At 56.2% G+C, this 25,471-nt stretch carries 22 protein-coding genes; 14 read left to right on the top strand and 8 right to left on the bottom strand.

What is annotated here, in order from left to right; genetic code table 11:
- Nucleotides 1-130 precede the first annotated feature (130 nt).
- The 4 genes from rfaD to CXU21_RS11435 are packed head-to-tail and all read left to right on the top strand — an operon-like array spanning nt 131 to nt 4,139.
- Complete coding sequence (gene rfaD / locus CXU21_RS11450; protein ID WP_102726192.1) at nt 131-1,117, top strand: ADP-glyceromanno-heptose 6-epimerase; 987 nt, start codon at nt 131-133, stop codon at nt 1,115-1,117.
- A gap of 21 nt (nt 1,118-1,138) precedes the next feature.
- Nucleotides 1,139-2,113, top strand: a complete 975-nt coding sequence (locus tag CXU21_RS11445) for a glycosyltransferase family 9 protein (RefSeq protein ID WP_102712868.1) — start codon at nt 1,139-1,141, stop codon at nt 2,111-2,113.
- The gene (locus CXU21_RS11440; protein WP_102726111.1) at nt 2,110-3,135 is read left to right on the top strand and encodes a glycosyltransferase family 2 protein; all 1,026 of its coding nucleotides are present in this window, start codon (nt 2,110-2,112) and stop codon (nt 3,133-3,135) included. The genes CXU21_RS11445 and CXU21_RS11440 overlap by 4 nt, the downstream gene beginning before the upstream one ends.
- Nucleotides 3,136-3,155: 20 nt before the next feature.
- Nucleotides 3,156-4,139 carry a glycosyltransferase family 8 protein gene (locus tag CXU21_RS11435; RefSeq protein WP_102726110.1) on the top strand — a complete coding sequence of 328 codons (984 nt, stop codon included), beginning with the start codon at nt 3,156-3,158 and terminating at the stop codon, nt 4,137-4,139.
- 13 nt (nt 4,140-4,152) lie between these two features.
- Here CXU21_RS11435 and CXU21_RS11430 read toward each other — a convergent pair whose 3' ends face one another.
- Both CXU21_RS11430 and CXU21_RS11425 read right to left on the bottom strand, forming a co-directional pair.
- Nucleotides 4,153-5,184: an SIR2 family protein gene (locus tag CXU21_RS11430; RefSeq protein ID WP_102726109.1), complete on the bottom strand. Its 1,032-nt coding sequence runs from the start codon at nt 5,182-5,184 to the stop codon at nt 4,153-4,155.
- Between the two features lie 112 nt (nt 5,185-5,296).
- Nucleotides 5,297-6,148 (bottom strand): metallophosphoesterase, encoded by an 852-nt coding sequence (locus CXU21_RS11425; protein ID WP_102712860.1) that lies wholly within the window; start codon nt 6,146-6,148, stop codon nt 5,297-5,299.
- A 221-nt stretch (nt 6,149-6,369) separates the two neighbouring features.
- Between CXU21_RS11425 and CXU21_RS12445 the strand changes: the two genes are divergently transcribed.
- From CXU21_RS12445 to CXU21_RS11390, 8 genes are all read left to right on the top strand, one after another.
- The gene (locus tag CXU21_RS12445) at nt 6,370-6,537 is read left to right on the top strand and encodes a hypothetical protein (protein WP_180972336.1); all 168 of its coding nucleotides are present in this window, start codon (nt 6,370-6,372) and stop codon (nt 6,535-6,537) included.
- Nucleotides 6,538-6,624: 87 nt separating this feature from the next.
- Nucleotides 6,625-7,638 (top strand): DHH family phosphoesterase, encoded by a 1,014-nt coding sequence (locus CXU21_RS11420; protein ID WP_102712856.1) that lies wholly within the window; start codon nt 6,625-6,627, stop codon nt 7,636-7,638.
- Nucleotides 7,635-8,369, top strand: coding sequence for a tRNA pseudouridine(55) synthase TruB (gene truB / locus CXU21_RS11415; protein ID WP_102712854.1), 735 nt, complete (start codon nt 7,635-7,637; stop codon nt 8,367-8,369). Before CXU21_RS11420 ends, truB begins: the two co-directional genes overlap by 4 nt.
- Before the next feature lie 4 nt (nt 8,370-8,373).
- Nucleotides 8,374-9,309 carry a riboflavin biosynthesis protein RibF gene (ribF, locus tag CXU21_RS11410; RefSeq protein ID WP_102726108.1) on the top strand — a complete coding sequence of 312 codons (936 nt, stop codon included), beginning with the start codon at nt 8,374-8,376 and terminating at the stop codon, nt 9,307-9,309.
- Nucleotides 9,310-9,382: 73 nt separating this feature from the next.
- The gene (locus CXU21_RS11405; protein WP_067569353.1) at nt 9,383-9,721 is read left to right on the top strand and encodes an aspartate 1-decarboxylase; all 339 of its coding nucleotides are present in this window, start codon (nt 9,383-9,385) and stop codon (nt 9,719-9,721) included.
- Between the two features lie 41 nt (nt 9,722-9,762).
- Nucleotides 9,763-10,221: a preprotein translocase subunit SecG gene (gene secG / locus CXU21_RS11400; RefSeq protein WP_102726107.1), complete on the top strand. Its 459-nt coding sequence runs from the start codon at nt 9,763-9,765 to the stop codon at nt 10,219-10,221.
- Between the two features lie 164 nt (nt 10,222-10,385).
- Nucleotides 10,386-11,027 carry a type II secretion system protein gene (locus CXU21_RS11395; protein ID WP_102712848.1) on the top strand — a complete coding sequence of 214 codons (642 nt, stop codon included), beginning with the start codon at nt 10,386-10,388 and terminating at the stop codon, nt 11,025-11,027.
- A 156-nt stretch (nt 11,028-11,183) separates the two neighbouring features.
- Nucleotides 11,184-12,251, top strand: coding sequence for a 3-deoxy-7-phosphoheptulonate synthase (locus tag CXU21_RS11390; protein WP_102726106.1), 1,068 nt, complete (start codon nt 11,184-11,186; stop codon nt 12,249-12,251).
- Between the two features lie 140 nt (nt 12,252-12,391).
- Here CXU21_RS11390 and CXU21_RS11385 read toward each other — a convergent pair whose 3' ends face one another.
- The 6 genes from CXU21_RS11385 to guaB all read right to left on the bottom strand — a co-directional run bounded on the left by CXU21_RS11385 (nt 12,392) and on the right by guaB (nt 18,494).
- Nucleotides 12,392-12,874: a hypothetical protein gene (locus tag CXU21_RS11385; RefSeq protein ID WP_146017072.1), complete on the bottom strand. Its 483-nt coding sequence runs from the start codon at nt 12,872-12,874 to the stop codon at nt 12,392-12,394.
- A gap of 267 nt (nt 12,875-13,141) precedes the next feature.
- Nucleotides 13,142-14,128: an AEC family transporter gene (locus CXU21_RS11380; protein WP_102712842.1), complete on the bottom strand. Its 987-nt coding sequence runs from the start codon at nt 14,126-14,128 to the stop codon at nt 13,142-13,144.
- A 55-nt stretch (nt 14,129-14,183) separates the two neighbouring features.
- Nucleotides 14,184-14,831, bottom strand: a complete 648-nt coding sequence (locus CXU21_RS11375; RefSeq protein WP_102726104.1) for an HAD family hydrolase — start codon at nt 14,829-14,831, stop codon at nt 14,184-14,186.
- Nucleotides 14,828-15,433: a sugar O-acetyltransferase gene (locus tag CXU21_RS11370; protein WP_102713017.1), complete on the bottom strand. Its 606-nt coding sequence runs from the start codon at nt 15,431-15,433 to the stop codon at nt 14,828-14,830. The genes CXU21_RS11375 and CXU21_RS11370 overlap by 4 nt, the downstream gene beginning before the upstream one ends.
- 73 nt (nt 15,434-15,506) lie before the next feature.
- Complete coding sequence (gene guaA / locus CXU21_RS11365) at nt 15,507-17,030, bottom strand: glutamine-hydrolyzing GMP synthase (RefSeq protein ID WP_102726103.1); 1,524 nt, start codon at nt 17,028-17,030, stop codon at nt 15,507-15,509.
- Nucleotides 17,031-17,042: 12 nt separating this feature from the next.
- Nucleotides 17,043-18,494 carry an IMP dehydrogenase gene (gene guaB, locus CXU21_RS11360; RefSeq protein WP_102726102.1) on the bottom strand — a complete coding sequence of 484 codons (1,452 nt, stop codon included), beginning with the start codon at nt 18,492-18,494 and terminating at the stop codon, nt 17,043-17,045.
- A 191-nt stretch (nt 18,495-18,685) separates the two neighbouring features.
- On the opposite strand from guaB, the gene CXU21_RS11355 reads away from it, so the two are divergent.
- A complete protein-coding gene (locus CXU21_RS11355; RefSeq protein WP_102726191.1) occupies nt 18,686-19,177 on the top strand; it encodes a low molecular weight protein-tyrosine-phosphatase in 492 nt (163 codons plus the stop codon).
- A gap of 388 nt (nt 19,178-19,565) precedes the next feature.
- Nucleotides 19,566-25,451, top strand: a complete 5,886-nt coding sequence (locus CXU21_RS11350; RefSeq protein ID WP_102726101.1) for an RHS repeat domain-containing protein — start codon at nt 19,566-19,568, stop codon at nt 25,449-25,451.
- Nucleotides 25,452-25,471: the final 20 nt, after the last annotated feature.

The following is a 25,471-nucleotide window of genomic DNA, read 5'->3' as shown; positions in this document are numbered from 1 at the left end:
AGGATTTGGAGTATCCGGATTGTAAATTCGTTGAGAATTTGGGGCCCGGGAACACTTCAAATGGCAGTTGCCTAGGGCCGGGTGGATGTGGTACAAAAGGCCGTACAACTTCTTCATTTATTCTTCTCTTATGATTATTGTCACGGGTGGGGCCGGCTTCATCGGCTCAAACATTGTCGCCGCTCTGGAAAAAGCCGGTAAAAAGGATCTTGTGGTGGTGGATGAGCTGGGCTCTTCCGACAAGTGGAAAAACATCGCCAAGAGGGAGCTGTGCGCCGTGGTTCCTCCGGAAGACATGCTTGATTATATGGAGGCGCATGCGGAGGAGATTGAGGCCGTCATTCACATGGGGGCCATTTCCGCCACCACGGAGACGGACGCCGATCTGATCATCCGGACGAATTTCACGCTGAGCTGGTACCTGTGGGAGTTCTGCGCCCTGTACGGCAAGCAGTTTATTTACGCCTCCTCAGCGGCCACATACGGGGACGGTTCCATGGGGTTTGACGATGACGCCTCCCTGGAGCACGTCAACGCCTTGCGCCCCCTGAACGCGTACGGCTGGAGCAAGGCCCTGTTTGACCGCAAGGTGGCCCGGGAGGTAAAGGAGGAAAGGGCTGTTCCGCTCCAATACGCGGGCCTCAAGTTTTTCAACGTATACGGCCCCAATGAATACCACAAGGGAGGGCAGAAGAGTGTGGTGGCCCACATCTTCCCGCAGGTGAAGGCAAATGAAACGGTGAAGCTGTTCAAGTCCTACCATCCCGACTACCGGGACGGCTGGCAGCTCCGGGACTTCGTGTGGGTGGGGGATTGCGTGAACGTGGTGCTGTGGCTGCTGGACCATCCGGAGGTGAGCGGGCTGTTCAACGTGGGGTCCGGAGAGGCCCGTTCCTTCCATGATCTGGCGAAGGCGGCGTTCAATGCGCTGGGGCTCCAGGAAAAGATCGCCTACCGGGATATGCCTGAAGAACTCAAGGGCAAGTATCAGTATTATACTCAGGCGGACCTTTCCAGGCTGCGCGCCGCCGGCTATGCAGCCCCCATGACTTCCCTGGAGGACGGCGTGCGCCAGTACGTCCAGAAGTATCTGGACAGGGAGGACAGCTACGTTTAACCCGCATTCCTTTTTCCGCCCATGCCCGCACAGCGCATTCTGATGATCAAGCACGGCGCCCTTGGTGACGTGGTGCTTGCCATGGGGACGATGAAGCGGCTCCGGGAGCTCCATCCGGAGGCGCATATCACCCTGATGACCATGGGGATGTTTGTTCCCATGGCGGAACAGCTCGGGGTGTTTGATGATTTCATTGTGGACAACCGCCTGCCCTACCGGAAGCTGGGCGCCACGTGGGGGGCCATCCGTTCCATCGTGAAAGGGAATTTTGACGTGGTGTACGACCTTCAGGAATCTTCCCGTACCAGGAAGCGTTATTATCCCGCCGTGCGCTTCCTGCTGGACCATGACATGGACTGGGTGGCCTGCAATTCCGGAGAACGGCGCAGGCTGCTGAAAAAAGGCGGCTTCCGGTTTGGCCGTGTGGAGAAGGAGCCGTTTCACCTGGAACGCGTCCTGACGGATCTCTCCTTCATGCACGGGGAAGGGCTGCACTTTGACGAGCTTCCGGAACGCTACGTGATGATGATTCCGGGTTGTTCCCCCAGCCATCCCTACAAGCGCTGGCCCGTGGAGAATTTCTGCGCCCTGGCCCGGCGCTTGGCGGAAAGGGGCGTTTCCTCCGTCGTGATCGGCACCCGTGCGGAGGCCGCGGAGGTGGAGGCCATTGCGGCCAGCTCCCCCCTGGCCGTCAGTTTTCTGGGCAAGTCCACCCTGATGGATATTCCCCAGATGGCGCTCCGTTCCCTGGCCTGTGTGGGCAATGATACGGGGCCTACGCACATGTGCGCCTATGCCGGGGTTCCGGTAACCGCCATTTTCTGCCACCGGACGCGCAAGTCCGCCATTACGGCCCGGTGCATTTCCAACCTGATTTCTCCCGGCGCCATTGAGGAAATTACGGTGGACCAGGCATGGTCCACGCTGGAGCCCTTCCTGCCCCCGCGGGAAGAGCTTGAATCTGCAAAAACGGAAGATACTCCGCAGGCGTCATGACGGTTCCCGTGAAAATTTCCGTGCTGGTTCCGGTTTACAATGTGGAACCGTATCTGGCCCAGTGCCTGGAAAGCATTTGCGCACAGACGCTCCGGGAGCTGGAAGTGGTTTGCGTGGACGACGCTTCCACGGACGGCTCCCTGTCCATCCTGCGGGAGTTTGCGGAGCGGGACCCGCGGGTGAAAGTGGTGCAGGCTCCGGAAAACGGCGGCCTTTCCCGCACCCGGAACCTGGCGATGAACCATGCGCAGGGAGAATACCTGGTGCTGGTGGATTCAGACGATTGGCTGGAAACGGATTTGCTGGAGGAGATGTACAGCCGTGCCAAGGCGCTGGACGCGGACAAGCTGGTGTGCGGGTTCCGGTATTATTATGAGTCCGACCCCGGCAGGGAGGACCGGTTCCTGCCGGAGGACATCGCGCCCCCGGAAAAGGGATGGATTCCCTGTACGCCGGAAACCATCGGGAAAATACACCATGGAGCGGGAGGCATGATGATACGGCGTTCCGTTGTGGAGGAGCATGGCATCCGGTTCCCCGAGGGCGTTGCCTGCGAGGACCTGTATTTCCACTATGCCGCCTTTCCGCGGTGCAGGAGGGTGTGTGTGGTCAGCAGGGCGGCATACGTTTACCGCAAGCGCGCCGGGTCCATCACCAGCGGATTTGCGTCCGGCAGTTCCCTTCAGTCTCTGGATTACCTGACGGTGGCGCAACTGGTGCTGGAGGAGTGGAAACAGGCCGGAATCCTGGAGGAATACAGGACGGCTTTCCTGAAAATGCTGGTGATGGGCGTGCGGAATATCCGCAAGTACGCTCCCCATGCCGTCCAGAAAGAGGTCACCCGGAAGGTGTGCCGAATGCTCCGTGAAGAAAACCTGTACCGTTCCGGAGAGGATGATTCCCGCCTGTCCCGCCGGGAAGGCAAACTGCTGAAAACCTGGCTGGCCGGAAAATCCGGCTTGGACTTTTCCTATTACTGGAAGAGAATGCGCAAAGCGGGCGCCCGGCTGCTGCGCCGCTGACACCACCGAACGATCGACTGATGAAGAAGAATGAATTTGCCGTCGTCCTGGCCAGTGACAACCGGGGCATCCTGCCTCTAAGCGTTACCGTTTTTTCCCTGCTGAACACCGCCGGACCGGAAACCTTTTACAAGATTTACATCCTTTCCGACGGCATTGACGGGGAGAACCGGAACAGCGTTGAGCGTCTGGCGGCCCCGTTTGAGTGCCGGTTGGAGTTCATAGACGTTTCCGGCATTCTGGAAGAACACGACTTTCCCCATACGGAACAGTGGCCCGTGCCCGCCTGGGGCCGCGTGTTCATCCCGGAGTTATTGAAGGAGGAGCGGGGCAACATTCTGTATCTGGACATTGACGTTCTGGTTTGCCGGGATTTGACGGAGCTGTTCAGGACGGAGATGTCCGGCAACGCGGTGGGAGTGGTGTTTGAGAATTTTTCCAAACCCGGCTCCCATTTCAACGAGCGCCTGGAGATGCCGCTGACCTGCACGGGATATTTCAATTCCGGCGTGCTGCTGATGAATGTGGATGTTTTCCGGGAAAAGAACCTGGTCAGGGCCGTACTGGATTATGCCGTCAGCCACCGGGACAGGCTGACCTGTCCGGACCAGGACGCTCTGAACGGCGCCTTATGTGAGCTGACCGTGCCGCTGCATCCGCGCTGGAACTGGCATGACGGCCTGACGCGCCGCATCCTGAAGAACGACCCCAGGGAACAATTCTGGCGCGGAGTGACGCCGCGCCAGGCGGTGGAAGCGGCGCTGGAGCCGGGCATTCTGCATTACCAGGGGGTGCATAAGCCCTGGCGGTATAATTGGCGCTATGAAGGGGAACGTTACGAACGCGCCATGCGTGAAGCCGGGCTGCTGCATGGCGCGCTGCCCGGAAGAACCCTCCCGGCTATTCTGAAAAAGCACCTTTACAGGCCTGTTTACCGGATGACCAGGAATAAAATTCTCAGGCTGCAAAAGCAGTTTGAAAAGGAGGATGGCAAGCGTTCCTGAAGACGGAGGCGCGTTATTGTCCCCCTTCTATTCTGGACTGGATATCCCGTAAAACCGCCTTGTAATAGTTCACATAATCCCTGCCCTCCGCGTTTTTTCCGGGAGGCATGGGCGAAGAAGAGCAAACCTCCACATCAAATTCTTCCAGAAGGGCTTTCATGGCTTTGGCGGGCTGGCCGTAGAAAACGATGCGGTTTTGGATGCAGCGCGCCTTTTTTGAATCCCGCAGCCATCGTGACCTGAGGTTCAGGATGTACAGCAGGTCTATTTCTTCCGAAGAAAGGTTCAGCCCCATGATATAAACGTTGGAAAAGAAAAACAGGTCAATCCATGATTCCCCCTGTTGAAGCTGCGGCTTGCGCAGCTTTTCCGGGATGCTCGCTATTTCTTTTTTCTGTGTTTGAACCGAGTAGGTGTAGGTTCCCTTTAAGTAGTTGTCAATTTTACCGATGCAGCCGCAATAATGTTCGTACCCGTATTGGATCGTGAAGGAAGAAGGCCTTTCATGATAGGTGCCGTGAATGTTCCAGATACGGAGGGAACGGCGGCCGTTCTCCATGCAGACATGGCGGCGGATGCTGTATTTGGTTTCCGAATTCCGGCGGTGGCTTGTCCTGTAGTGTTGTGATTCCAGGATTTGAACCAGGAAGGTATCGTAATTGGTAGTCAGGTAATCGTCTACCGGAAGGCCGGCAAGCTGGTGTAAAACGGAGCCGGGGTATTTCTGCGGGGTGAACTCTTCCAGTTTTTTCCTGATTTGATCACGCACCCCGGAGGATACTTTGCCCATGTCGGGTTCCGGATGCCGTTTTTGTTTTTTCAGGATTAAATATTCGTAAATCAGGGGAAAGGGCAGATCATCCCCCTGTTCCCTGAACGGGCAGTAGGTGCCTTGTTTGCAGCCTTCCCCGTTGTTGCAGGGAGGACAGACGGTTTCCTTGAGCAGGTCAATGCTGCTTGGGCTTCCCAGTGTGCGGATTAAACCGTTGCCAAACAGAACGGCGTTTTTTCTGACGGGGGATTTGGTATGGGCAGAAGTAGTCATTGGAAAACAGCGGAACCGTTTTCCATGCTGGTCCATGGCCGCGAAAAATCAAGAAACAAAGAAAAATCCTTTTCCTGACGCCGTCTTGTCCGGCATTGGAAAAGGCCGCGCGCTAGTGCAGTTTCAGCAGATAAATCTCCGGAGGGCAGTTGAAGCGGAGGGGAAGAGTGCTGGTTCCCAAGCCCTTGGTAATCAGGTAGGTGTTGCCGCCTGAGATATGCCATGGGTAGGTGTAGGGCTGTGCGTGTTCCGGGCTGGCTTCAAACCACAGGAGATCAAAGGGAAGGCGTATCTGCCCCCCGTGGGTGTGGCCGCTGATGATGATGTCCGCGTCTCCATGGGAGAGCATGTGGTCCGCTTCCGGGCGGTGGGAGAGCAGGAAATGGGGAATATCCGGGGCTTGGCGCTGAGGGCGGTGTTTTTTGGAATTGCGTGAGGTGTCCAGGATTCCGGAAAGCTGGAGCTGTCTTCCGTCCTTGAACGTGATGAGGACGCTTTGATTCTCAAGAACCGTGATGCCGGCGTCTGTCAGTTCCTTGCGCCAGTTATTCCAGCCGAAGGTGAAATCATGGTTTCCCTGAATGGCGAATACGCCATAGGGCGCTTCCAGTCCGTGAAGCAGCCGGCCTGCGGCGGAAGGGCTCATGCTGGCATTGGTGCTGGTTCCGCGGGCATAATCCCCCACCAGCAGGATCAGGTCCGGTTTAAGCTGCATGATTCTCTGGACATAGCGCAAGGCCCTCACTTCATCAAAGGCTGTAGGCATCAGGTGAATGTCCCCGGCAATAACGACTTTCAGGGGTTTCCCCCGTCCGTTCCATTGGGGGACGCGGTAGTCTACTTCCCGGACGAACAGGAGATTGGGTTCTATCAGGTACGCCCAGGTGATGCCGGCCACGCCGAGCGCGCAGGCGCCCAGCAGGAGGGCGCCTAAAAGCCGGAGTATTCTGACGGAGAAGGGCATGGAAAAAGGAGCGGTTGGAGAAAGCCTATAATTCCCGGAAACCGGAGGCGAGCGCTGAATGCGTCTTGCCGTTTGAGAAAGGAGCCTTTGCGCAGTAGAACAGGCGGAAAGAAGCTCCTCCGGGAGATTTTAGCAAATTTGATTGACGGGCGCCCGCATGGTATGCTTTTATGCTCCAAGATATTTCCATATCCTTTATCACCCATCATTTAACCACGCATATGAAGAAGATTACCGTTATGGCTCTTTCCGCTTTTGCGGCGAGCATCATGGCTTCCTGCTGCTGTCAGGATCAGGGTGCCCCCCCCCTGACTCCCCTTCCCAAGTTCAATGACCTGAACCAGCCCGCCGTGGATGTGGCGCCGGTAGTCATGAAGTCCAAGAAGTAATCCTCTTCCGGGATTAGGTACGACTTTTCAAGCCGCACTTGGTGATTGTCCAAGTGCGGCTTTTTCTATAGAAACGTGGCAGAACATATGGAAGATTGGAAACATTGTCCCGAATTTGCGCCTTTGGCGGACCTGCTGCGCAAACATGACAGCTTTGCGGTAATTGCGCACGTGCATCCGGACGGTGACGCCATTGGTTCCACGCTTGCCCTGGGGGAAGCCCTGAAGCAGATGGGTAAAAGAGTGGTCATGATGAATGAGGACGGCGTGCCTTCCAATCTGGCTTTTCTTCCTGGTGTGGAAAATATCATCCCCACGCCTGACGAGCCGGTGGAGGTGGATGTGGCCGTTTCCGTGGACAACGGCGCGTTCAAGAGGCTGGGGGAACGGAGCCTGAAGGCCCTGGCGGGGGTGAAGGTATGGGCGAACATCGACCATCACCAGACGAACGAGTTGTTTGGAGACGTGCAGTGTGTCCTGCCGGACGAGTGCGCCACGGGTGCGGTGCTTTACTACTTTTTCAAATACCTGGGCGTTCCCATTACTCCTGTAATGCGTGACGCCCTTTACGTGGCCGTCAGCACGGATACGGGTTCCTTCCAGTACCAGATGACGACGGCGGCCGTGATGGAACTGGCGGCAGACCTGATCCGGCTGGGTGTGGACGTGCAGGACATCAACCGCCAGCTGTACCAGGAAAAGCCCTGGGTGAAGATGCAGCTGATGCGTGAAGCGCTGAACGGCATGAGGCTGACGCCTGACGGCAGAATCTGCACGTTCTGCCTGACGAATGAGGCGAAGGAGCGGATTGGAAGCCGTCCGGAAGATACGGAAGGCCTGATCGACCTCTTGCGTTCCGTGCAGGGAGTCTGGCTGGCCGCCTATCTGGAAGAGGCGGAGGACGATCCGCGCATCCGCATTTCCCTGAGGTCCAAGACTTCTGAAATATCCGTGGCGGAGCTTGCCTCCCGCTTTGGAGGCGGAGGGCACGCTATGGCCGCCGGAGTGCGCATCAGGGGGCCCATTGAAGAAGTGCGTCTCACCATCCTGAAGGCCATGCAGGAGGAAGTGGAACGCGTGCTCCAACAGCAGATTTCATGAATACTTCCGATTCCATTCAAACCCCTTCCGGCGTCCTGTTGGTTGACAAGGCGCAGGACATGACTTCCCACGATGTGGTGGCGATTGCCCGTCGGTCCCTGGGGATTAAGAAGATAGGCCACTGCGGCACGCTGGACCCCATGGCTACGGGGCTGCTGATGCTGGTGGTGGGGAAGGCGACGAAGCTTCAGGACAAGCTGATGTGCGAGCATAAGGAGTACGCCGGAACTCTCACGCTGGGAGTGGAGACCTCTTCCCAGGACGCCATGGGGGAAGTGGTGGCGGAGTATTCCGTAGATGGCGTAACGGAACAGGCCGTCCGCGCAGCGTTTGACCGGTTTGACGGTGCGTTTGAGCAGATTCCCCCGATGGTCTCCGCCATTAAGAAGGATGGCGTGCCGCTGTACAAGCTGGCCCGGAAGGGGCAGGAAGTGGTGCGGGAGCCGCGGCCCGTGGAGGTGTTCGGCCATCAAATTTCCCGCGTGGCCGTTCCGGAAGTGGACTTTACCGTGCAGTGCTCCAAGGGGTTTTATGTGCGTTCCTATGCGTATGACATCGGAAAGGCGCTGGGCTGCGGAGCGCATTTGAGCGCCCTGCGCCGCACCAGGTCCGGCGCTTTTACCTTGGACCGGGCCATCACGGTGGAGACGCTGAAAACCGCTCCCAGGGAAGAGCTGTTTCATGCCATGCTTTCCCTGGAGGAGCTGGCGGACATTCTGATTGCCAGGTAGCAGTATGGTCATTTACCGGGAGTTCAAGGAACTGGAGGGCGTTTTCTCCCCCGTGCACTGGGCCATGGGGATGTTTGACGGTCTGCACCTGGGGCATGCCGGGGTAATTGCCGCGGCAGTGGAAGGCGCGGCCCGTGACGGAGGCATTGCCGCCGTGCTGACGTTCCGCACTCATCCGCTGGCCCGTGTCCGCCCGGAAAGCGTGCCGCCTGCCATTATGGCGGTAGATGCGGAAAAGTTCGCCCTGATGGAAGAGCTGGGGGTGAAGATGGTGCTGACGCTGGAATTTTCCTCCCGTTTGGCCTCCCTGAGTCCGGAGGAGTTTATTAAGGAACTCTGTTCCTCCTGCCGGGTTGCGGAAATTGCCGTGGGAGAAGACTGGCATTTTGGCCGCGGCCGCGCGGGCGATGTGGGGACCCTGCGCCTTCTCGCAAGCCGTTACGGGTTCCGGGTGACGGCCGTTCCCCCCATTCTGCGCGCTGGAGAGCGCGTGAGCAGCACCCGGATTCGGGAAGCCGTGCGCGCGGCGGATTTTTTACAGGCGGCGGAGATGCTGGGCCGCCCCTACCGCTGGAAGGGCACGGTGCTTCACGGGCGCCAATTGGGGCGCCTGCTGAATTATCCGACGGCGAACATGAAACCCGGCAGCGGAGTGCAGCCTCCCCACGGCGTTTACGCCGTGCGCGCCTGGGTGAACGGTGTGGAATATGGGGGCGTCGCCAACCTGGGGGTGCGTCCCACCGTAGAGGGGGATGCGGGGGAACTGCTGCTGGAAACGCATTTGTTCGGCCAGCCCGGGGATATTTACGGGCAAAAAATGGAAGTGGAACCAGTGAGGTTCCTGAGGGCGGAAGCCAAATTCCCCTCCCTGGAGGAGCTGAAAAGCCAGCTTGCGCTGGACGCCGCCCATGCCGCTGAAGTGTTGAAACGGGGTGAGTAAGACACAGAAAACCGTAAAATGGAGGATGACGGCTTGACCGCAGGGACGATCGGGGGTTTGTTGTTCGGACGTCATGTTGGTTGAGCAGTTAAAATCAAAAATCCACCGCGCCATGATTACCCGTGGCGATGTTCAATATGAAGGCAGTATTGAAATTCCTGCCGATCTGATGGCCGCTGTGGACCTGTGGCCCGGAGAAAAGGTCCTCGTGGCGTCCGTCACATCCGGAAACCGTCTGGAAACGTATGCCCTGCAGGGGCCTGCCGGTACGGGAAACATCATCATGAACGGCGGTGCAGCCCATTTAATCAAGACGGGTGAACGGGTGGTCATCATGAGCTTCGCCCTGTCGGACAAGCCCATTGTCCCCAAGAAAATCGTTTGCAACGAGCATAACGAAATCATTTCCTAGACTTTACAAACCATCTGAATTCACACATACTCCCCGCGTTCATGAACCTTTTTTTAGCAAATTCACTCAATATCAGCATACAGTTACTCTTTGCCGTTCTGGTGATTGTGTCACTTCTTCTCCTGGGCGTGGTGCTTATGCAGAGACCCAAGCAGGAAGGGCTGGGGGCCGCCTTCGGCGCTGCCATTACGGACCAGGCCTTCGGCGCGCGCACAACGGACGTGCTGAAAAAAGCCACGGTATACTTCGGTACCGCCTTCATGATTCTTTGCCTGGTGCTGGGCATGCTGATCAACCGCCAGCACGTCAAGAGCTCCGAGAGCCTGCTGAGCCCGGAAATGATGAAGGCCGCCGCCAAGCAGGAAGCCGCCGTTCCCGTCAAGACGCCGGAAGAGCTCCAGCAGGAGGAACTGCGCAGGCGGGCCGCTGAGGCGGAAGCCGCTTCTTCCCAGGCCCCGGTTCCCGCCGCTCCGGAAGTCCCCGCGGCGCCCGCCAACTGAGGAAATTTCTTTTTCAAGCACCCCGGCTGTCTGATGATGGCCGGGGTGCTTGCGTATCCGGGCATGTACCGCATGTTTGCCGTACTGGAAGCGCGTTTTGAAATTGGCGGTTCCGGTTGTTTTCCGCTTGCCCTGAACCGTAATTGCGTTACTCTTGGCAAAGTATGAAGGCACCTTTTTTGAACCGTAAATCCAGAGGATTCACGTTGATTGAATTGCTTGTGGTGATCGCCATTATCCTGACGCTGGCCGGCATTGCCATGACTGTGGTGAATGGCGTGATGGAAAAGTCCCGGGTTACCACGGCGCGGAGCGACTGCAACGGATTGCAGACGGCTGTTGAAAATTACATGCTGGACAATGGCCGCGTTCCCGTAGCCTGGAACAGCCGGGAAATGGCCAAGCAGGCCCGCAAGGACGGACAGTATTACATGACGACGGCCGTGGATGATGACAGCCGCATCATGAGCATCCTGACCAATTACATGGACCGTGGCGATGAGGACAGGAAGCTGAACCCCAAGAAGACGGCCTATTTCAACACCACCACCACGGATGTGGAAGGTTCCCCTGGCCTGTTCTTTGAAAGCCGCGGCCGCGTGGGCCTGATGGACCCGTGGGAATCCCCCTATTACATTATTCTGAATGCCAATCCGGATGACCGTACCCCCCGCGTCCAGGTCGGTTCCCGCATGGTGACCAAGAATGTAGCCGTTTACAGCACCGGCAAGGATAAGCAGGGCAGCACGGCGGACGGGCACATCAATAATCAGGAATTGACGGAAGACAACGTCACTTCCTGGTAACGCATTACCGGACCGTCAGTTGAGAGACGGGCCAATTTATGTTGCGGGGCTTCCGGCTTATGGCCGCGAGGCCCCGTGATATATTCAGGCATAAAGCCACCAAACCGTATTTTTTTCTTTTCAACCACTCTTAAAAACCCCTCAATAAGTCCAGACATGAACTGGTTCAAAACAGACGACGTACGCATTCAAGACATCGAGCCCCTGATCTCCCCCGCCATCCTGATCAAGGATTATCCGGCGACCACGGAAATCGCCAAAATGGTGGCTACGACACGCAAGAATGCGGAGAACATCATTTCCGGCCATGACGACCGCCTGCTGGTGGTGGTGGGGCCGTGCTCCATCCATGATCCCCAGGCCGCGGTGGACTATGCCTCACGCCTGAAGGAACAAATGGCGCGCTTTGAAAAGGACCTGGTGATCATCATGCGCGTGTATTTTGAAAAGCCCCGCACCACGGTGGGCTGGAAGGGCCTGATCAATGACCCGTTCATGAACCACACCTTTGACATCAACCGCGGCCTTCATATGGCCCGCGGCCTGCTGCTCCGCCTGGGGGACATGGGAATTCCCGCAGCAACCGAGTTTCTGGACACCATCACTCCGCAATACATCGCGGACCTGATTACGTGGGGAGCCATCGGCGCCCGCACCACGGAAAGCCAGGTGCACCGTGAGCTGGCCTCCGGGCTTTCCATGCCCGTGGGGTTCAAGAATGGCACCAGCGGCAGCCTTCAGATTGCCGTGGACGCCATCATTTCCTCCTCGTGCCCGCACTGCTTCCTTTCCGTGACCAAGCAGGGCGTTTCCGCCATTGTCTCCACCACGGGCAACAAGTCCTGCCACCTGATTCTGCGCGGTTCCTCCCTGGGGCCGAACTTTGATGACGAGCATGTGAAGGAAGCCGCGGAAGCCTTGCAGAAAGCCGGAATCAACAACCGCATCATGGTGGACTGCTCCCACGGCAACAGCTGCAAGGATTACCGCAAGCAGCCGTCCGTGGCTGCCAGCATCGCGGAACAGATTTCCGACGGTTCCGACCAGGTGGTGGCCGTGATGATTGAAAGCAACATCGTGGAAGGGGCCCAGCCGCTGAGTTCCGACCTGGTGTACGGCAAGAGCATCACGGACCAGTGCATCGGCTGGGACAGTACGGTGGAAGTGCTGGAAAACCTTGCCGGCGCCGTCCGCAAGCGCCGCGCCAAACGGCAGGAAGCGTAAGGCTTCCGGTATTGCCGGAAGACAGTTTCCAAGGATTGGAAATCGGGGCCACTTTATGGGTAATTGAGCCCGGAAACCGCAGTTCTAATCCTTCATATCCGGTTGCTTTTCATTGGCCCTTCGGCGTTTTTGCCGGAGAGTCAATGATCGTCGCCCCACAGGTAGGAATGGCGTTCGGAGATTGTTTTACCATGGTTGTCCTTCAGGACAAGTTTCCATGCGAGAATCTCCCCTTTTGTTTTGGCTTCATCCCCGATGAATTCAAAAACGGAGTTTTGCGTGCCCCCTTTTCTCCCGGCCGGGTAGGAGATGGATTTAGTCAGAACGGTTGAGCCCGTTTTACCCTGCCGGTACATCATGACCAGGGTGGCCGCCTGTTCCGGGTGTGCATCATTCCAGGTGACAAAGTAGTATTGGCCCAGCCGCTGGAGGCGCTGTTTCTGGGAGACGGCGCCGTGCAGCAGATAAGTAGCCTGGGAGCGGTGCATACCCACGTCTTCCGCAGGAATCACTGTGGTTTTCAAGGGAACCTCCCGCACGTGTTCAATCCGGGAAACCTGCTCCGCACAGGAAAACAGGACCGGCAGCACGGCAGCGGCGCAGAGGGGAGCAGGAAACTTCATGGAGCCCATTGAATACATATCCATCCGGGGAGTCAACACAAAGGTGGGAAAGCTTCAGCATGGAAACGTGGTGAGGGTGTAGAAAGAATGACGGCATTCCAGGGCCGTAATAGTTCTGCTAGTGGAGCTCCCAATGAAGGAACCGCATTCGTGAAGAGGCAAGCTTCCGGGAACGCGGAATTGGACCGTTTGCCTGCCCGTGGTCCAGCCCGGCGACTTTCGCTTTGCTTTTCATTCAGCCCCGGTAACGGTGCTGCCGCACCTCCTTTAATACAACGGTACGACGAGGGAAGACCCCAGTGCCAGCCAGCAGGGCAGCGTGATGAAGGAGGCCACGGTAGTGGTCAGCAGGATTTGGGTGCCCAGGTCCGGATTGCCGCCGAAGCGCTTGGCCAGAATGACCGGAATGACGGCGGAGGGAATGGCAGCCTGGATGATGATGACGCGCTTGATGTAGTCGTCCACCGGCAGGAAATAAGCCATCAGGAGCAGTAGGGCCGGAGCCAGTCCCAGACGCGTCAGCAGGCCGCAGACGATGGGCTTGGGTTCCCATTTCATGTTGTGCCACAGGTCTCTCATGGAACAACCGAAGAGGATCAGGCAAAGGGGAGTGGCACAATTGCCGATCATTTCAAAGGTTTTCATGAGAGGCGGCTGGGCTACATAGGTTCCCAGGCCCGACCAGGCGAGCGTGAGGCCCACCATGACCGCCAGCAGCGGCCCGCGGAAGAAGACGCCCATGTTCAGGTTGCCCGGTCCACCGGCAATGATGATGACGCCGATGCTCCAGACAACAAGTTCACAACCTACGTTGTGGACGAAGAGGACGCCCAGGGTGGGGTCATTGCTGGCCGTGAACAGCATCTGGATGATGGGAATGACGAAGAAGGCGTAGTTCTGCACCCCCGCCGTCAGGGTGAAGGTGCGCAGACCCGTGCCGATGCGCATGCGCAGCATTTTGGCGACCAGCCATGCTGACGCGATTCCCAGCAGGAGTTCCAGCGCTCCTGCCGCAATGGCCTGGAGGGAAAAGGAAACGCTGCTGAGCGTTTCATTCCCGGAGAGCACCATGTACTTCATGATGCTGTGGAAAACAAGGCAGGGATAGGCCACGTCCATCGCCAGGCGCATGATGGGGGCGTCATGATCCGCCTGGATAACGTGCTTGTGGCGCAGGTAGAAACCCGTGGCGAAGAAAAGATAGACGGGAATGGTGGAAAGGAAAGAGGTGAGGATGATGGAACCGGTATCCATGGCGGGAAGATTGCTGGGCGCGACTGGTTAGGACAAAGGAAAGAGCGGAGGGAGGTTACATTCCTTTCTGCAGGCGGCGGAGGAAATGCGCCAGGTCTTCAATGCTGAAAAATACCTTTGAAGGATTGGACTCTTCCAGTCCGCTGATGTCTGCTGTGGCTCCCCAGGCGGCAGACAGGCAGGGCACGCCCGCTTTTTTACAGGCGGTCACATCTGAAACCGCGTCTCCAATGTAATAAAATTCATCTTTTGCCACGCAGTAGGCAGCCAGCAGTTCCTCAATGGCGTCCGCTTTATTGGGCCTGTCTTCCGCACCGGTTTTTACAGAGCAGAACAGGTCCTGCATGCCGAATTTTTCAAGAGTGATGCGGCAGCTCTTTTCTCCCTTTCCGGTAATCAGGGCAACCAGTATTCCAGCAGCTTTTAGGGTGTGGATCAGTTCGCAAATGCCCTCGTACGGTTCTGGGCATTCATCATGCATTTTCTCATAAACCGGATAAAAGTCACGAAGAGCCTCCCTCCATTTTTCCCCGGCCACTACCTTGATCATTCCGACTTCATTCAGGCCGAAGGTTTGCGTGATTTCCCGTTCGCTCAGCGTGTGGCCCGCATAGGGGGAGACCGCCTGCTCAAACGCCCTGATGCACATGGGGACCGTTTCCCCGATGGTGCCGTCCAGGTCAAACGCTATCAGTTTAATCATTGTTCCTGACTTCCGTTGATTTTACGGATAACTTTGCAGGGATTTCCCGCCGCCAGGCTGTTGGCGGGAATATTCCTGGTGACCACGCTGCCGGCGCCGATGACGCTGCCTTTCCCAATGGTAATACCCGGTAGAATGATCACGCCGCCGCCAATCCAGCAGCCGTCTTCTATCGTGACCGGAAGGGCAAAGGTATGGCGGACGTATTCAACGCCCTCCGCCGTTTCAACGGGGGTGAGGCGCTCATTCAGGTCAATGGGATGCGTAGCGGTGTAAATCTGCACGTTGGGGGCGATCAGCACATTGCTGCCAATGGTGATTTTATTGCAGTCCACGAACGTGCAGCCCGTATTGACAGTGACGTTATTCCCGATATGGATATTGCGGCCGTAGTCGCAAGTAAAGGAGTGGCCTATGGAGACTTTAGTGCCTATGCTGCCAAGCATTTCCTTCAGGACCTGGTACTTCTCCTCCTTATGGTCGTAAGGCAGGGAATTGTATTTCATCAAGAGGCGGTGTGTCTTGGCCTTGAATTCCAGGAACACCTTGTCGTGGCAGTCATACCATTCTCCCGCCATGCATTTTTCCAGTTCAGTCATGATGGTTCTCCTTTCAATTACCGCGGTATTGGCGGCAGGCACCCTGCTGCGCGGTCGTCAGCAGGGTGCGGAAGCCTTATTCCCACTCAATGGAAGCCGGGGGCTTGGTGGAAATATCGTAAAGGACCCGGTTGATGCCCTTCACTTCATTGAGAATGCGGTTGCTGGTTTCACGCAGAAGGGCGGGGGGGAGCTCCACCCAGTCCGCCGTCATGGCGTCTTCCGACACGATGGCGCGCAGGTTGGTGGCCCATTCGTAGGAGCGTTCGTCGCCTTTCACGCCCACTGTCTTCACGGGGATCAGGCCGGCGTAAGCCTGCCAGACTTTTTCATACCAGCCGTATTTTTTCAGATTGCCGATGAAGATGGCGTCACATTCCCGGATGATATCCAGGCGGTCCCTGGTAACTACGCCGGGACAGCGTACGGCCAGGCCGGGACCGGGGAAGGGGTGGCGCCACAGGATGTCATGCGGGATGCCCATGGAGGCTCCCAGTTCACGCACCTCGTCCTTGAACAGTTCCGCCAGGGGTTCCAGCACTTTCCCCTGCGCCTGGAGCTCCAGCACGCGTTCCACGCGGTTGTGGTGGGTCTTGATGACGGAGGCCTTGGATTTGGCGTTGGAGGCGCTTTCAATCACGTCCGGGTACAGGGTGCCCTGGGCGAGCATTTCCGCGTCTCCCACGGCGTCCCAGAATACGTCGATGAACAGGCCGCCGATGATGCGGCGCTTCTTTTCCGGGTCACCTTCCCCGGCCAGGGCCGTCAGGAAGCGTTCGGAAGCGTCCACCGTTTCAATTTCCACGTTCATGCGGGCGAAATTGGCGCGGACTTCATCAGCCTCATTCTTACGCAGCAGGCCGTTGTCCACAAAGATGGCGCGCATGTTCACGCCCGCCTCATGCAGCAGGACGGCCAGCACGGTGCTGTCCACGCCGCCGGAGACGCCGCAGACGACCTGCTTGCTGCCCACGCGCTCCTGAATTTCACGGATGAGCTGCCTCTTGAAGTCGCCGATGTCGAACTTCTTGAGGTTGGCGGCGCAGGAGAGGAAGTTGCGCAGGATGGTACGCCCTTCATGGGAATGGGTCACTTCCGGGTGGAACTGGATGCCGAAGGTGGTTTCTCCCCACTGGAGGGAGACGGGGACGCCTTCCGCATTACGGGCGATGACCTGGCAGCCTTCCGCCAGATGGTCCACCGTATCCGAATGGCTCATCCATACCTGGGAGGAGGCTGACATGTCCTGGTACAGGCCCGCGCAGGCTTCCGGCAGCAGGGCGGCGGGGCCGTATTCACGCTTGTTGCTGGCTTTCACGGAGCCGCCGTGCTTGATGTTCAGGAGCTGCATGCCGTAGCACACGCCCAGCACGGGGACGTTCAGGCTCTGGAGCCATTCAAAATCAATGTCCGGGGCGTCCGCGTCCGTGGTGCTTTTAGGGCCGCCGGAAAGAATGACGGCGCCGGGTTCATGAATCTGGTCCAGGTCTTCCAGCGCGTACAGTTTGGCCATGTAGCCCAGTTCGCGCACGCGGCGCACAATGAGCTGGGTGTATTGGGAGCCGAAGTCAATGACGGCTACGAGGTGCTTGTCGTCCATGTGAGAGAGGGTTTAACAGGAATAGTTGATGGGTTCTTCCGTGATGGTGATGTCGTGGGGGTGGCTTTCCTTCAGGCCGCCGGAGGTGATCTGGACAAAACGGGCCTTGTCCCGGAGTTCCGCCAGGGTGTGTGCGCCCAGGTAGCCCATGCCGGAGCGCAGGCCGCCCATGAGCTGGAAGACCACGTCCGCCAGCATGCCCTTGTACGGGACGCGCGCTTCCACGCCTTCCGCGACGAGCTTGCCGGAGCTGTTCTGGCCGTAACGGTCGCCGGAGCCGCGGCGCATGGCGCCCAGGGAGCCCATGCCGCGGTACTGCTTGAAGTGGCGGCCCTGGTAGTGGACCACCTTGCCCGGGCTTTCTTCCGTGCCGGCCAGCAGGCCGCCCAGCATCACCAGGTCAGCGCCGGCGGCCAGGGCTTTCACGATGTCCCCGGAGTAGCGGATGCCGCCGTCCGCAATGACGGTGACGCCCGCGGGACGGGCTACGGAGGCTACCTCCTGGATAGCCGTGAACTGGGGCATGCCCACGCCGGAAATGACGCGGGTGGTGCAAATGGAGCCGGGGCCCACGCCCACCTTGATGGCTTGCACGCCCGCCTTGATCAGGTCGGAGGCGCCTTCCGCCGTGACTACGTTGCCGGCCACGATGGGACGGTCCGTCAGTTTGCGGAGGTTGGAAACCACGTCCATGACGCGGGTGGTGTGGCCGGTGGCGGCGTCAATGAACAGGGCGTCCGCTCCGGCGGAAATGAGAGCCTTGGCGCGGTCCAGGTAATCGGAGCCCACGCCCACGGCGGCGCCGCAGCGCAGGTGGCCGTGTTCGTCCTTGGAGGCGTCCGCAAACATGGCGCGCTTCTGGATGTCCGTTTCCGTGATGAGGCCGGCCAGCACGCCGTTTTCATCCACCAGGGGAAGTTTTTCAATGCGGTGGGTGTAAAGAATGTGGCGCGCTTCCTCAATGGTGGTGGTGGGAGCCGCCGTAATCAGGCGGGAAAGGGGAGTCATGACATCCTTGACCCGGACGTTCTGGTAATCATCCACGCCGCGCATGTCGCGCCCGGTGATGATGCCTTCCAGACGGCGGTTGGAGTCCACCACCGGGAAGCCGGAATAGCCCTGTTCCATCATGATTTGATGGACTTCTTCAAGCGTCATGTCCTTGTTCACCGTGACGGGATTAGGAATGACCGCGTTTTCAAAACGCTTCACGCGGGAAACCATGGCCGCCTGGATGTCGATGGGATTATTGCGGTGAATGACGGCCAAGCCGCCTTCCCGCGCCAGGGCAATCGCCAGTTCCGATTCGGAAACGGTATCCATGGCTGCGGACAGCATGGGGATTTTCATGTCAAAGCCCGGAACAAGCTGGGAACTGATGTCCGCATCACCGGGAAGAATCGCGCTCAGGCGGGGCAGCAGGAGCACGTCATCAAAACTTAATCCAAGAGGGAGATCTGCCATGCGATAATCTACAGCCGAACACCCCGTGACGCAAGCCGAAACACAGGAGAATCTTATTTTGGGACGGCATGGCGGCGTTCTGCGGCTGGCTCCCTGCGTTGCCCGGCGTGTGTCTGCTTTCCATGCAGGAGGCTCTTCCCTCTTGATCTGGGGAAACGTCTTGCCTATCCTGAAAGAAAATAATGGTCCCCATGAATGCTTCCGAACCTTACCGAGTCCTCTTTGTCTGCCTGGGCAATATCTGCCGTTCTCCCGCGGCGGAAATCATTTTTAAAAAGATGGTGAAGGAACAAGGGTTGGAAAACCTGATTGAGAGCGATTCCGCCGGAATGATCGGCTACCACCGGGGCTGCCCTCCGGATGCCCGGATGGTCCAGGCCCTGGAAAAATACGGTTATCGGAATCCGGGAGTCAAATCACGCCCCGTGCGGAAGGATGATCTGGAGCAGTTCGACCTGGTTGTAGGGATGGACCGGGAGAATCTGCGGGATTTGAAACGGCTGGACAAGAGCGGACAGTGGGAAGGCAAGATTGTCCCCATGTGCTTTTTCACCACGCGTTTTCTGGATGAGGAAGTGCCGGACCCCTACTATGGAGGCCAGGAAGGCTTTGACCATGTGGTGGAATTGCTTCAGGACGGCTGCGCCAACCTGCTGGAGCATTTGAAGGAGCAGCTCTCCTGAATGATAAAGATGTCTCGGTAGAAAGGATATTCTTCCTTCCTTCTATAACGGCTTCCGTAAAGTGTTCCGTTGGGAAAGAATCGGTTTGATGCCCGGGGAACAGGACTGGCCGTCTATTCCGGGCGATGGGAAGTCAGCCGGTATTCAATGAAGCTTCCTCAGCAGTGGGGAAAATCCCCTCTTTTCTCGGAGGAAAGAAGTAGTTTGCCTGCCAGAGTGAATGAAATGGCAGATATTCTTGTGGCCCCTGGATAGCGTCTATTCCGTTTTAGGCGTGTTGAAGAGTAAAAATTAGTTGGCATAGGTAATGAATTGATAAAGTTATTGCTGGCATTCCCGTGCCGGAATCAAGCAATGATTGATAATCAACAATTAATCTATTTCAACCATGAAAGAACAATTTAACGACGATATCAATTCCCTGACAGGGGCGCGCAGTTCCGACAGCGGAGGAAAACCGACGCCTATCGATAAAAGCGCTCCGGATGCTTTTGACCGGAATTGGAATTGGGAATTTGAGGTGCGCCCGCTGGGGCCTTCTGAAACGGCCAAGTGTACTGTCAACATGGGCGCCGATGATTTGGCGACGCTGACAGTGGATCAAGAGGAGATTATGAATCTCGGTCCGCGCGGGCCGGAAGGAGGCGGTACTTACAGCCCGGAAACAACCTCATTTGATATCCAGGAAGGGAAGCATGAGGCCCATTTGGAATATCATAACATTACCCTGAAGGACCACGGGAAGAACGTCGCCAAACTTACTTTTGACATGAACGTGGTCGTCACTGACCATCAGACTGGTTCTTCCTCTTCCTATGTCCCTCCGGATACGCAAACGGAACCGGTGGACAATGACGACGAAGGCGAAGACGATACATGCGGTTCCAGCAGCGGAGGGAGCAGCAGTTCTCCCAACAGCAGCTCCAGCAACCCATGTCCGGACGGCAACAATGGTGGAGATGAAGACGGTGATGAGCCGGTGGGCAATCCTTCCTCTTCGGACGGATGCATGGATAATACGGGAGGAGCGGAACCCCCTCCCACAGTTCGCGGGCTATTTTCTTCACCCTCCATGCGTGGCAACATTTCTTCCGCCGGTAAGCGCGTAACCACCCAAACCAGGAAAACCAGCATGGTGTGGCGCACCAATTTCGGAGCTTTCCGGGGGATGGAAGGAATGCCTTATGGCATGCTGGAAATTGTAGCTTACAACTTTTCTTCCAAATTGTGGACTCCCGCCGCTCTTCAATACCTGCACCCGATGGCAAGCAGTATCCAGCCGCCTCCCGGAGGCAGCTTGAGGGCGGACACGGCCTTTCAGATCAGGAATGGGGGGACCAATGTCAACTACTATTGCTATGGCGGCGCGGCCAGTGCGGGTTCCATAGGAGGCTCCAAGAAACGGGGTGGTTCCGTTTCCATGACTTACGCACAGGAAAGCAGCCGTGCTGCCGATGCGGCTTCTTCCTTTGCCGCGGAAATGCGCGTAAGCAATAACAGGGGGAATTCCGTTCTGTACGGAGGGTCTTCACTCTCTTCCCTAAAGAACGCTACCGGATATGTTTCCAAGCTTGGTTCTTCCTATACGGCGCAGGATTTTTCCCAATATCTGGACATCGTGCGGGGGAGTGACGGAAACATCCGCCAGATATGGAACCTGTGGGATGGCCTTGCCAGTATAGAAAATGTGACGGCTGACGGCTATGTGATTGCCTTTTATCTGCCGGAGCAGGTGGGGGAAAAAGCGAATGGCGTTTATCCCGTCACGGGTACTCCGTTTAAAACTTTCTCCATTTCCGGAGATACGGCAACCAGCAAACTCACGGTCACGGAACAGGCTGAAGGCCGTTCCCCCTATGTCACCCGTTATTGGCAGGGAACGGGAGGCGCCTGGTGCATGTCCCAGGGTGAAGGAGAAGACGCCATTTACACCCTGCGGGAAAAACAGGCTGTCACTTCCACCACATGGAAATTGATTACTACCGTTCAGCGCGGAGAAACCGGAACACCCATTTCTCGCGTGTGTGAAACTTATGAACAGACCTCCAAGGGGAACCTTTGCACCAGCCGCATTGAAGCCTACGGCACCGACTATGCCCGGGAAACCACTTACGATTATAACAGCATAGGAAAGCTGTCACGGGAAACTGCTCCCGACGGGAGTGTCAAGACGTGGGCCTACGACGCTTTTGGCCGTGAAACAGTTCGCATGGAACCCTGGTCCGGAGGGGAAAGAAAAGGCACCTACACCTATTACCGGTACTCGGACCGTCCTGATCCGGATATCATTCACCAATATGTCGTTCTTACCATCAAAGCTGTGCGGTTGAGGGACACGCACTACACCTATGAGGAAGCCAATGACGTGCGCCGTGTGACTAAGCGGACGACTGCCCTGGGTGCGGAAGGAGAGCAAGTGGAAATAACGGAAACATGGATGCCCTCGGCTTCCAATGTCCATGCAAGGGGCCGGTTGAAGATGCGGCAGGCCGTCAATGGAGTACAGACCTCTTACGAGTATGAAGCAAACAGTCAGCACGGCGCCCTGTACAGGATTACGGCGGAAACCCGGGTTGAGGGAGAAGCTGTGCCGGGGCAGAGCAAGCGCAAATTGACTTACGTATCTGCGCAGGGTACCAACACCCGGATAGAAAAATACGCTTTTCTGATGGATGGAACCTGGGCATTGACAGATACGGCGGACTACGAATATGACAAGGAGAGGCGATGGCTCAAGCGCACGCGCGGCAACGGACGCGTGACGGAACGTGAAATGATGTGTTGCGGCCCCTTGTGGGAAAAGGATGAAGACGGAGTGATGACTACGTATGCCTACAACACGGCTCGCCAGCTTGTGGAAACTATTCGTTCGGCTACGGAAACTACTCCGGAAATCATTGTCAGCTACACGCGGGACGCTTTTGGCAGAGCCTTGGCGATACGGCGGGACGTCGGTCCCATGGCCACTAGTGAAGGGCGGGAATACAACCTGCTGGGGCAGCTTGTTCGTGAAACGGACGTGCTTGGGAAAGACCATGCTTATGCCTATAGTGAGGATGGATTGACGGAAACCGCTACCACGCCGGCAGGAGCTACGCTTGTCACCCGCCGCCATGCGGATGGAACCGTTTTGGAACAAAGCGGAACGGGACAGAGGCATTTGCTTTATCAAACGGAATGCACGGAAGAAGGGATTCTCCATTCCACCCTTATACCGCAGGAAGCCGGGGAACCGGCCCTCATGGAACAATCTGTAACGGATGGCTGGGGCAACGTAGTCCGTCTTTCCCGAGCTAGTGCCAACGGCGGCCTCATCCATGAACGGTACAGCTTTGACACAAAGAACAGGCTGTTGCGGAAAGGGACGGACGGCATGGCCCCGATGCTTTACGACTATGACTCCTTCGGCAACGTGGTGAAAGAGACTTGGAAGTTGGCGGAAGAACCTGCCCCGGCTAACTCCCGTATAACAGAATACTCCTATGCCTGTGAACGGAGGGAAGACGGCATATACCGTGTGAAGACTGTAATTAACTACAATAGTTACGGGCTGCCTTACTCGAAAAGCACGTCTACGCTGGTTTCTTTCCTGTCCCCAGTCGTTGCTGAAAAGATCATCTCTTCGGATGCGAGAGGCAATGAGATTCCGGAATGGATGGAATATACGGCTCCCGGCAAACGTACAATCAGGAAACAGGTTCCTGATTCCCTGGTCATTGCAGAAGTTCTTGTCATTGACGGGTATGAAGTCTCCAAAAAGGATTTCGCAAACATGACTACGACTGCGGCGCGTTCCTACACGGCCACGGGGAAAAAGGAAATTCTTACGGATACACGCGGCAATGAAACCACGATCATGTTTGATCTTGCCGGACGTGAAACCGGGAGAACAGACGCTGCTGGCAATACGGTTACGACTGTCTATGATCCGGCGACGGCATTGCCCTCCTGCATCACGGACGCACTGGGGAAAACGGCTTGCTATGCTTACGATTTGCGCGGACGCAAGATTGCTGAATACGGTACGGCAGTGCAGCCCTCTGTTTTTGCTTACGACGATGCGGACAGGCTGATTGAACTCAAAACTTTCCGGGCTCCGGAAGAAACCATAGCAGGTGATCCGCGTGAACGGACGGATGGTGATACCACCGTGTGGAGTTATGAGGAAGGCTCCGGCCTCATGACGGCAAAAACCTATGCTGACGGGCATGGGGAAACCTATTCCTATGACGGGTGGAACAGGCTGGTGGCCAAATCACAAGCTCGGACGGTTGATGAACAGGGGACTCATCTTATGACGACTTACGGCTATGATGAGTTGACAGGAAATTTGCTCTCTGTCACTCACAATGATGCCACGCCGGCCATAGGCTACACATATAACCATCTCAATCTCCTTACACAGGTAACGGATGATTCCGGTACGCGCACGTTTTCCTATAACCAATACAATGAAGCGGTACAGGAAAATACGGCAGGTCTGGTGGCCAGCCGGCTTGACTATCAAAGGGACAGTCTGGGACGATTTCCTGGCTATAGTTTGCAATACAAAGATGATGTTGTTTTTCAAACCATTTGGAATTATGATATGTATAAACGCCTTGGCACTGTTTCTCTCAGGCGTGCAGGCGACCGGTTTACCTACGGCTATCATGCAGTTCATGGACTTTTGGAAACGCTCACCTATCCCAACGCCCTCAAGAGATGGTATACCCGGGAGGAAAAACGTGACTTGCTGACTAAAATAGACTACCAGCGTCCGGGGAGTATCGACTATTTAGCTAAAGTCGACTATACTTACGATGCACTGGGGCGCCCCCTGGAAAAGAAGGATTACTTTAATACTCCCAATCCCGATCTTACTCATGTTTACACGTATAATGACCGGGACGAACTGGTTGCCGACGTGATGAACCGGGGCGGAACGTACAGCTACTCCTATGACAATATCGGTAACCGGTTGACCTCACAGGAAGGAGCGGAAGCGGCTCCCACCGTTTATCTGTCAAATAATCTCAACCAGTACATTTCCGGTGATCATGCATCTTCCCGGGAAGGCTCAGAAGAGGTTGCAATCGTCTATGAGACAAATAGTCTCAACCAATACACTTCCATTACCGGTGGAGAAGAACAGCCTTTGGTACGGGAGTACGACGAAGACGGCAACCAGATTAAGGTGAAAACCTCTACAGGCGAATGGGAGGTAAAGTATAATGCTCTAAATCAGGCCGTCAGCTTCACGCAGGACACCAAGCGGGTGGAATGCCGCTACGACTATCTGAACAGGAGAGTGGAAAAAACAGTCTATGAAGGAGAAGTGCTGGTGTCCCGGAAACGGTTTATTTACCGTGGTTTTCTCCAACTTGCGGAGCTGGATGCAGTCAATGCAACGGAAACGGTGCAACCTGTTCTTCGGAAAACCTATCTATGGGATCCTATGGAGTCCACGGCAACACGAATCTTGGCAATGACCACATTCGACGAAACGGGTACCTATGTGGAAAACCTGTTTTATACCCACGACCTGCTGAAAAATACTACAGGCCTATTTGATGCCCAGGGAGAGTGCCGGGCTCTGTACGAATACGGTCCATACGGCAATGTTGTCAGGATGGAAGGCGATATGGCGGAGGACAATCCGTTCAGGTTTTCTTCTGAATACTCTGATGACGAATTGGGGCTTGTGTATTATAATTACCGATATTATAATACATCGAACGGGCGATGGATTAATAGAGATGTAATAAGAGAGAAAGGCGGCAAGAATTTATATTCCTTTATTCGTAATAAAATATCTATTAAAACAGATTATCTAGGACTTTTATATTACGCCCCTATGATATGTGCAATTTCAGAGATGCATGATGATGGGAAAAATTGTTCATGGACGTGTCAATGTCCTCCAAATTATCGACATTCTCAATATGGTAATACACCGACGGAATACAAGAAACCATGTTGCTGGACAGGGATACAGGCGATGTGTTTCTGTGATCCTAATAAAGGAAATTGTCGTGCTCCAAATGGAGTAATGGTATATGATAATGAAGGAGTTCCCGTAAATTCAACTGTTAAAGATTCGGAAGTAGAATCTCCATCTCCTATAGAGCCTAAAATTGAGCCGGAACCTGAAACAAATCCCTGGGTTATAGCAGCAGGTGTTGGGATTATTATCGGTACTATACTAGAGGATGTGTACTCTGGAGGAGTTGGCATTTCTGATGATCCTGCGACACTTAGCCTTGGCTGGGGATTAATTTTGGGTGGCTTGTGAAATTAAATAATTGCAAGTGT

Origin of the sequence: Akkermansia muciniphila (genome assembly GCF_002884975.1) — a bacterium.
Classification (GTDB): domain Bacteria; phylum Verrucomicrobiota; class Verrucomicrobiia; order Verrucomicrobiales; family Akkermansiaceae; genus Akkermansia; species Akkermansia muciniphila_C.
This window is presented reverse-complemented; position numbering and strand designations above follow the sequence as displayed.

Excerpts from the sequence above, each read along its gene's own strand:
- CXU21_RS11425 (WP_102712860.1), bottom strand. The coding sequence starts at position 6,148 with ATGCCCTTCTCCGTCAGAATACTCCGGCTTTTAGGCGCCCTCCTGCTG.
- CXU21_RS11375 (WP_102726104.1), bottom strand. The coding sequence starts at position 14,831 with ATGATTAAACTGATAGCGTTTGACCTGGACGGCACCATCGGGGAAACG.
- guaB (WP_102726102.1), bottom strand. The coding sequence starts at position 18,494 with ATGGCAGATCTCCCTCTTGGATTAAGTTTTGATGACGTGCTCCTGCTG.
- rfaD (WP_102726192.1), top strand. The coding sequence starts at position 131 with ATGATTATTGTCACGGGTGGGGCCGGCTTCATCGGCTCAAACATTGTC.
- CXU21_RS11390 (WP_102726106.1), top strand. The coding sequence starts at position 11,184 with ATGAACTGGTTCAAAACAGACGACGTACGCATTCAAGACATCGAGCCC.
- CXU21_RS12445 (WP_180972336.1), top strand. The coding sequence starts at position 6,370 with ATGAAGAAGATTACCGTTATGGCTCTTTCCGCTTTTGCGGCGAGCATC.
- CXU21_RS11420 (WP_102712856.1), top strand. The coding sequence starts at position 6,625 with ATGGAAGATTGGAAACATTGTCCCGAATTTGCGCCTTTGGCGGACCTG.
- CXU21_RS11355 (WP_102726191.1), top strand. The coding sequence starts at position 18,686 with ATGAATGCTTCCGAACCTTACCGAGTCCTCTTTGTCTGCCTGGGCAAT.
- ribF (WP_102726108.1), top strand. The coding sequence starts at position 8,374 with ATGGTCATTTACCGGGAGTTCAAGGAACTGGAGGGCGTTTTCTCCCCC.
- CXU21_RS11435 (WP_102726110.1), top strand. The coding sequence starts at position 3,156 with ATGAAGAAGAATGAATTTGCCGTCGTCCTGGCCAGTGACAACCGGGGC.
- guaA (WP_102726103.1), bottom strand. The coding sequence starts at position 17,030 with ATGGACGACAAGCACCTCGTAGCCGTCATTGACTTCGGCTCCCAATAC.
- CXU21_RS11405 (WP_067569353.1), top strand. The coding sequence starts at position 9,383 with ATGTTGGTTGAGCAGTTAAAATCAAAAATCCACCGCGCCATGATTACC.
- CXU21_RS11445 (WP_102712868.1), top strand. The coding sequence starts at position 1,139 with ATGCCCGCACAGCGCATTCTGATGATCAAGCACGGCGCCCTTGGTGAC.
- CXU21_RS11350 (WP_102726101.1), top strand. The coding sequence starts at position 19,566 with ATGAAAGAACAATTTAACGACGATATCAATTCCCTGACAGGGGCGCGC.
- CXU21_RS11385 (WP_146017072.1), bottom strand. The coding sequence starts at position 12,874 with ATGAAGTTTCCTGCTCCCCTCTGCGCCGCTGCCGTGCTGCCGGTCCTG.
- CXU21_RS11430 (WP_102726109.1), bottom strand. The coding sequence starts at position 5,184 with ATGACTACTTCTGCCCATACCAAATCCCCCGTCAGAAAAAACGCCGTT.
- secG (WP_102726107.1), top strand. The coding sequence starts at position 9,763 with ATGAACCTTTTTTTAGCAAATTCACTCAATATCAGCATACAGTTACTC.
- CXU21_RS11380 (WP_102712842.1), bottom strand. The coding sequence starts at position 14,128 with ATGGATACCGGTTCCATCATCCTCACCTCTTTCCTTTCCACCATTCCC.
- CXU21_RS11440 (WP_102726111.1), top strand. The coding sequence starts at position 2,110 with ATGACGGTTCCCGTGAAAATTTCCGTGCTGGTTCCGGTTTACAATGTG.
- CXU21_RS11395 (WP_102712848.1), top strand. The coding sequence starts at position 10,386 with ATGAAGGCACCTTTTTTGAACCGTAAATCCAGAGGATTCACGTTGATT.
- truB (WP_102712854.1), top strand. The coding sequence starts at position 7,635 with ATGAATACTTCCGATTCCATTCAAACCCCTTCCGGCGTCCTGTTGGTT.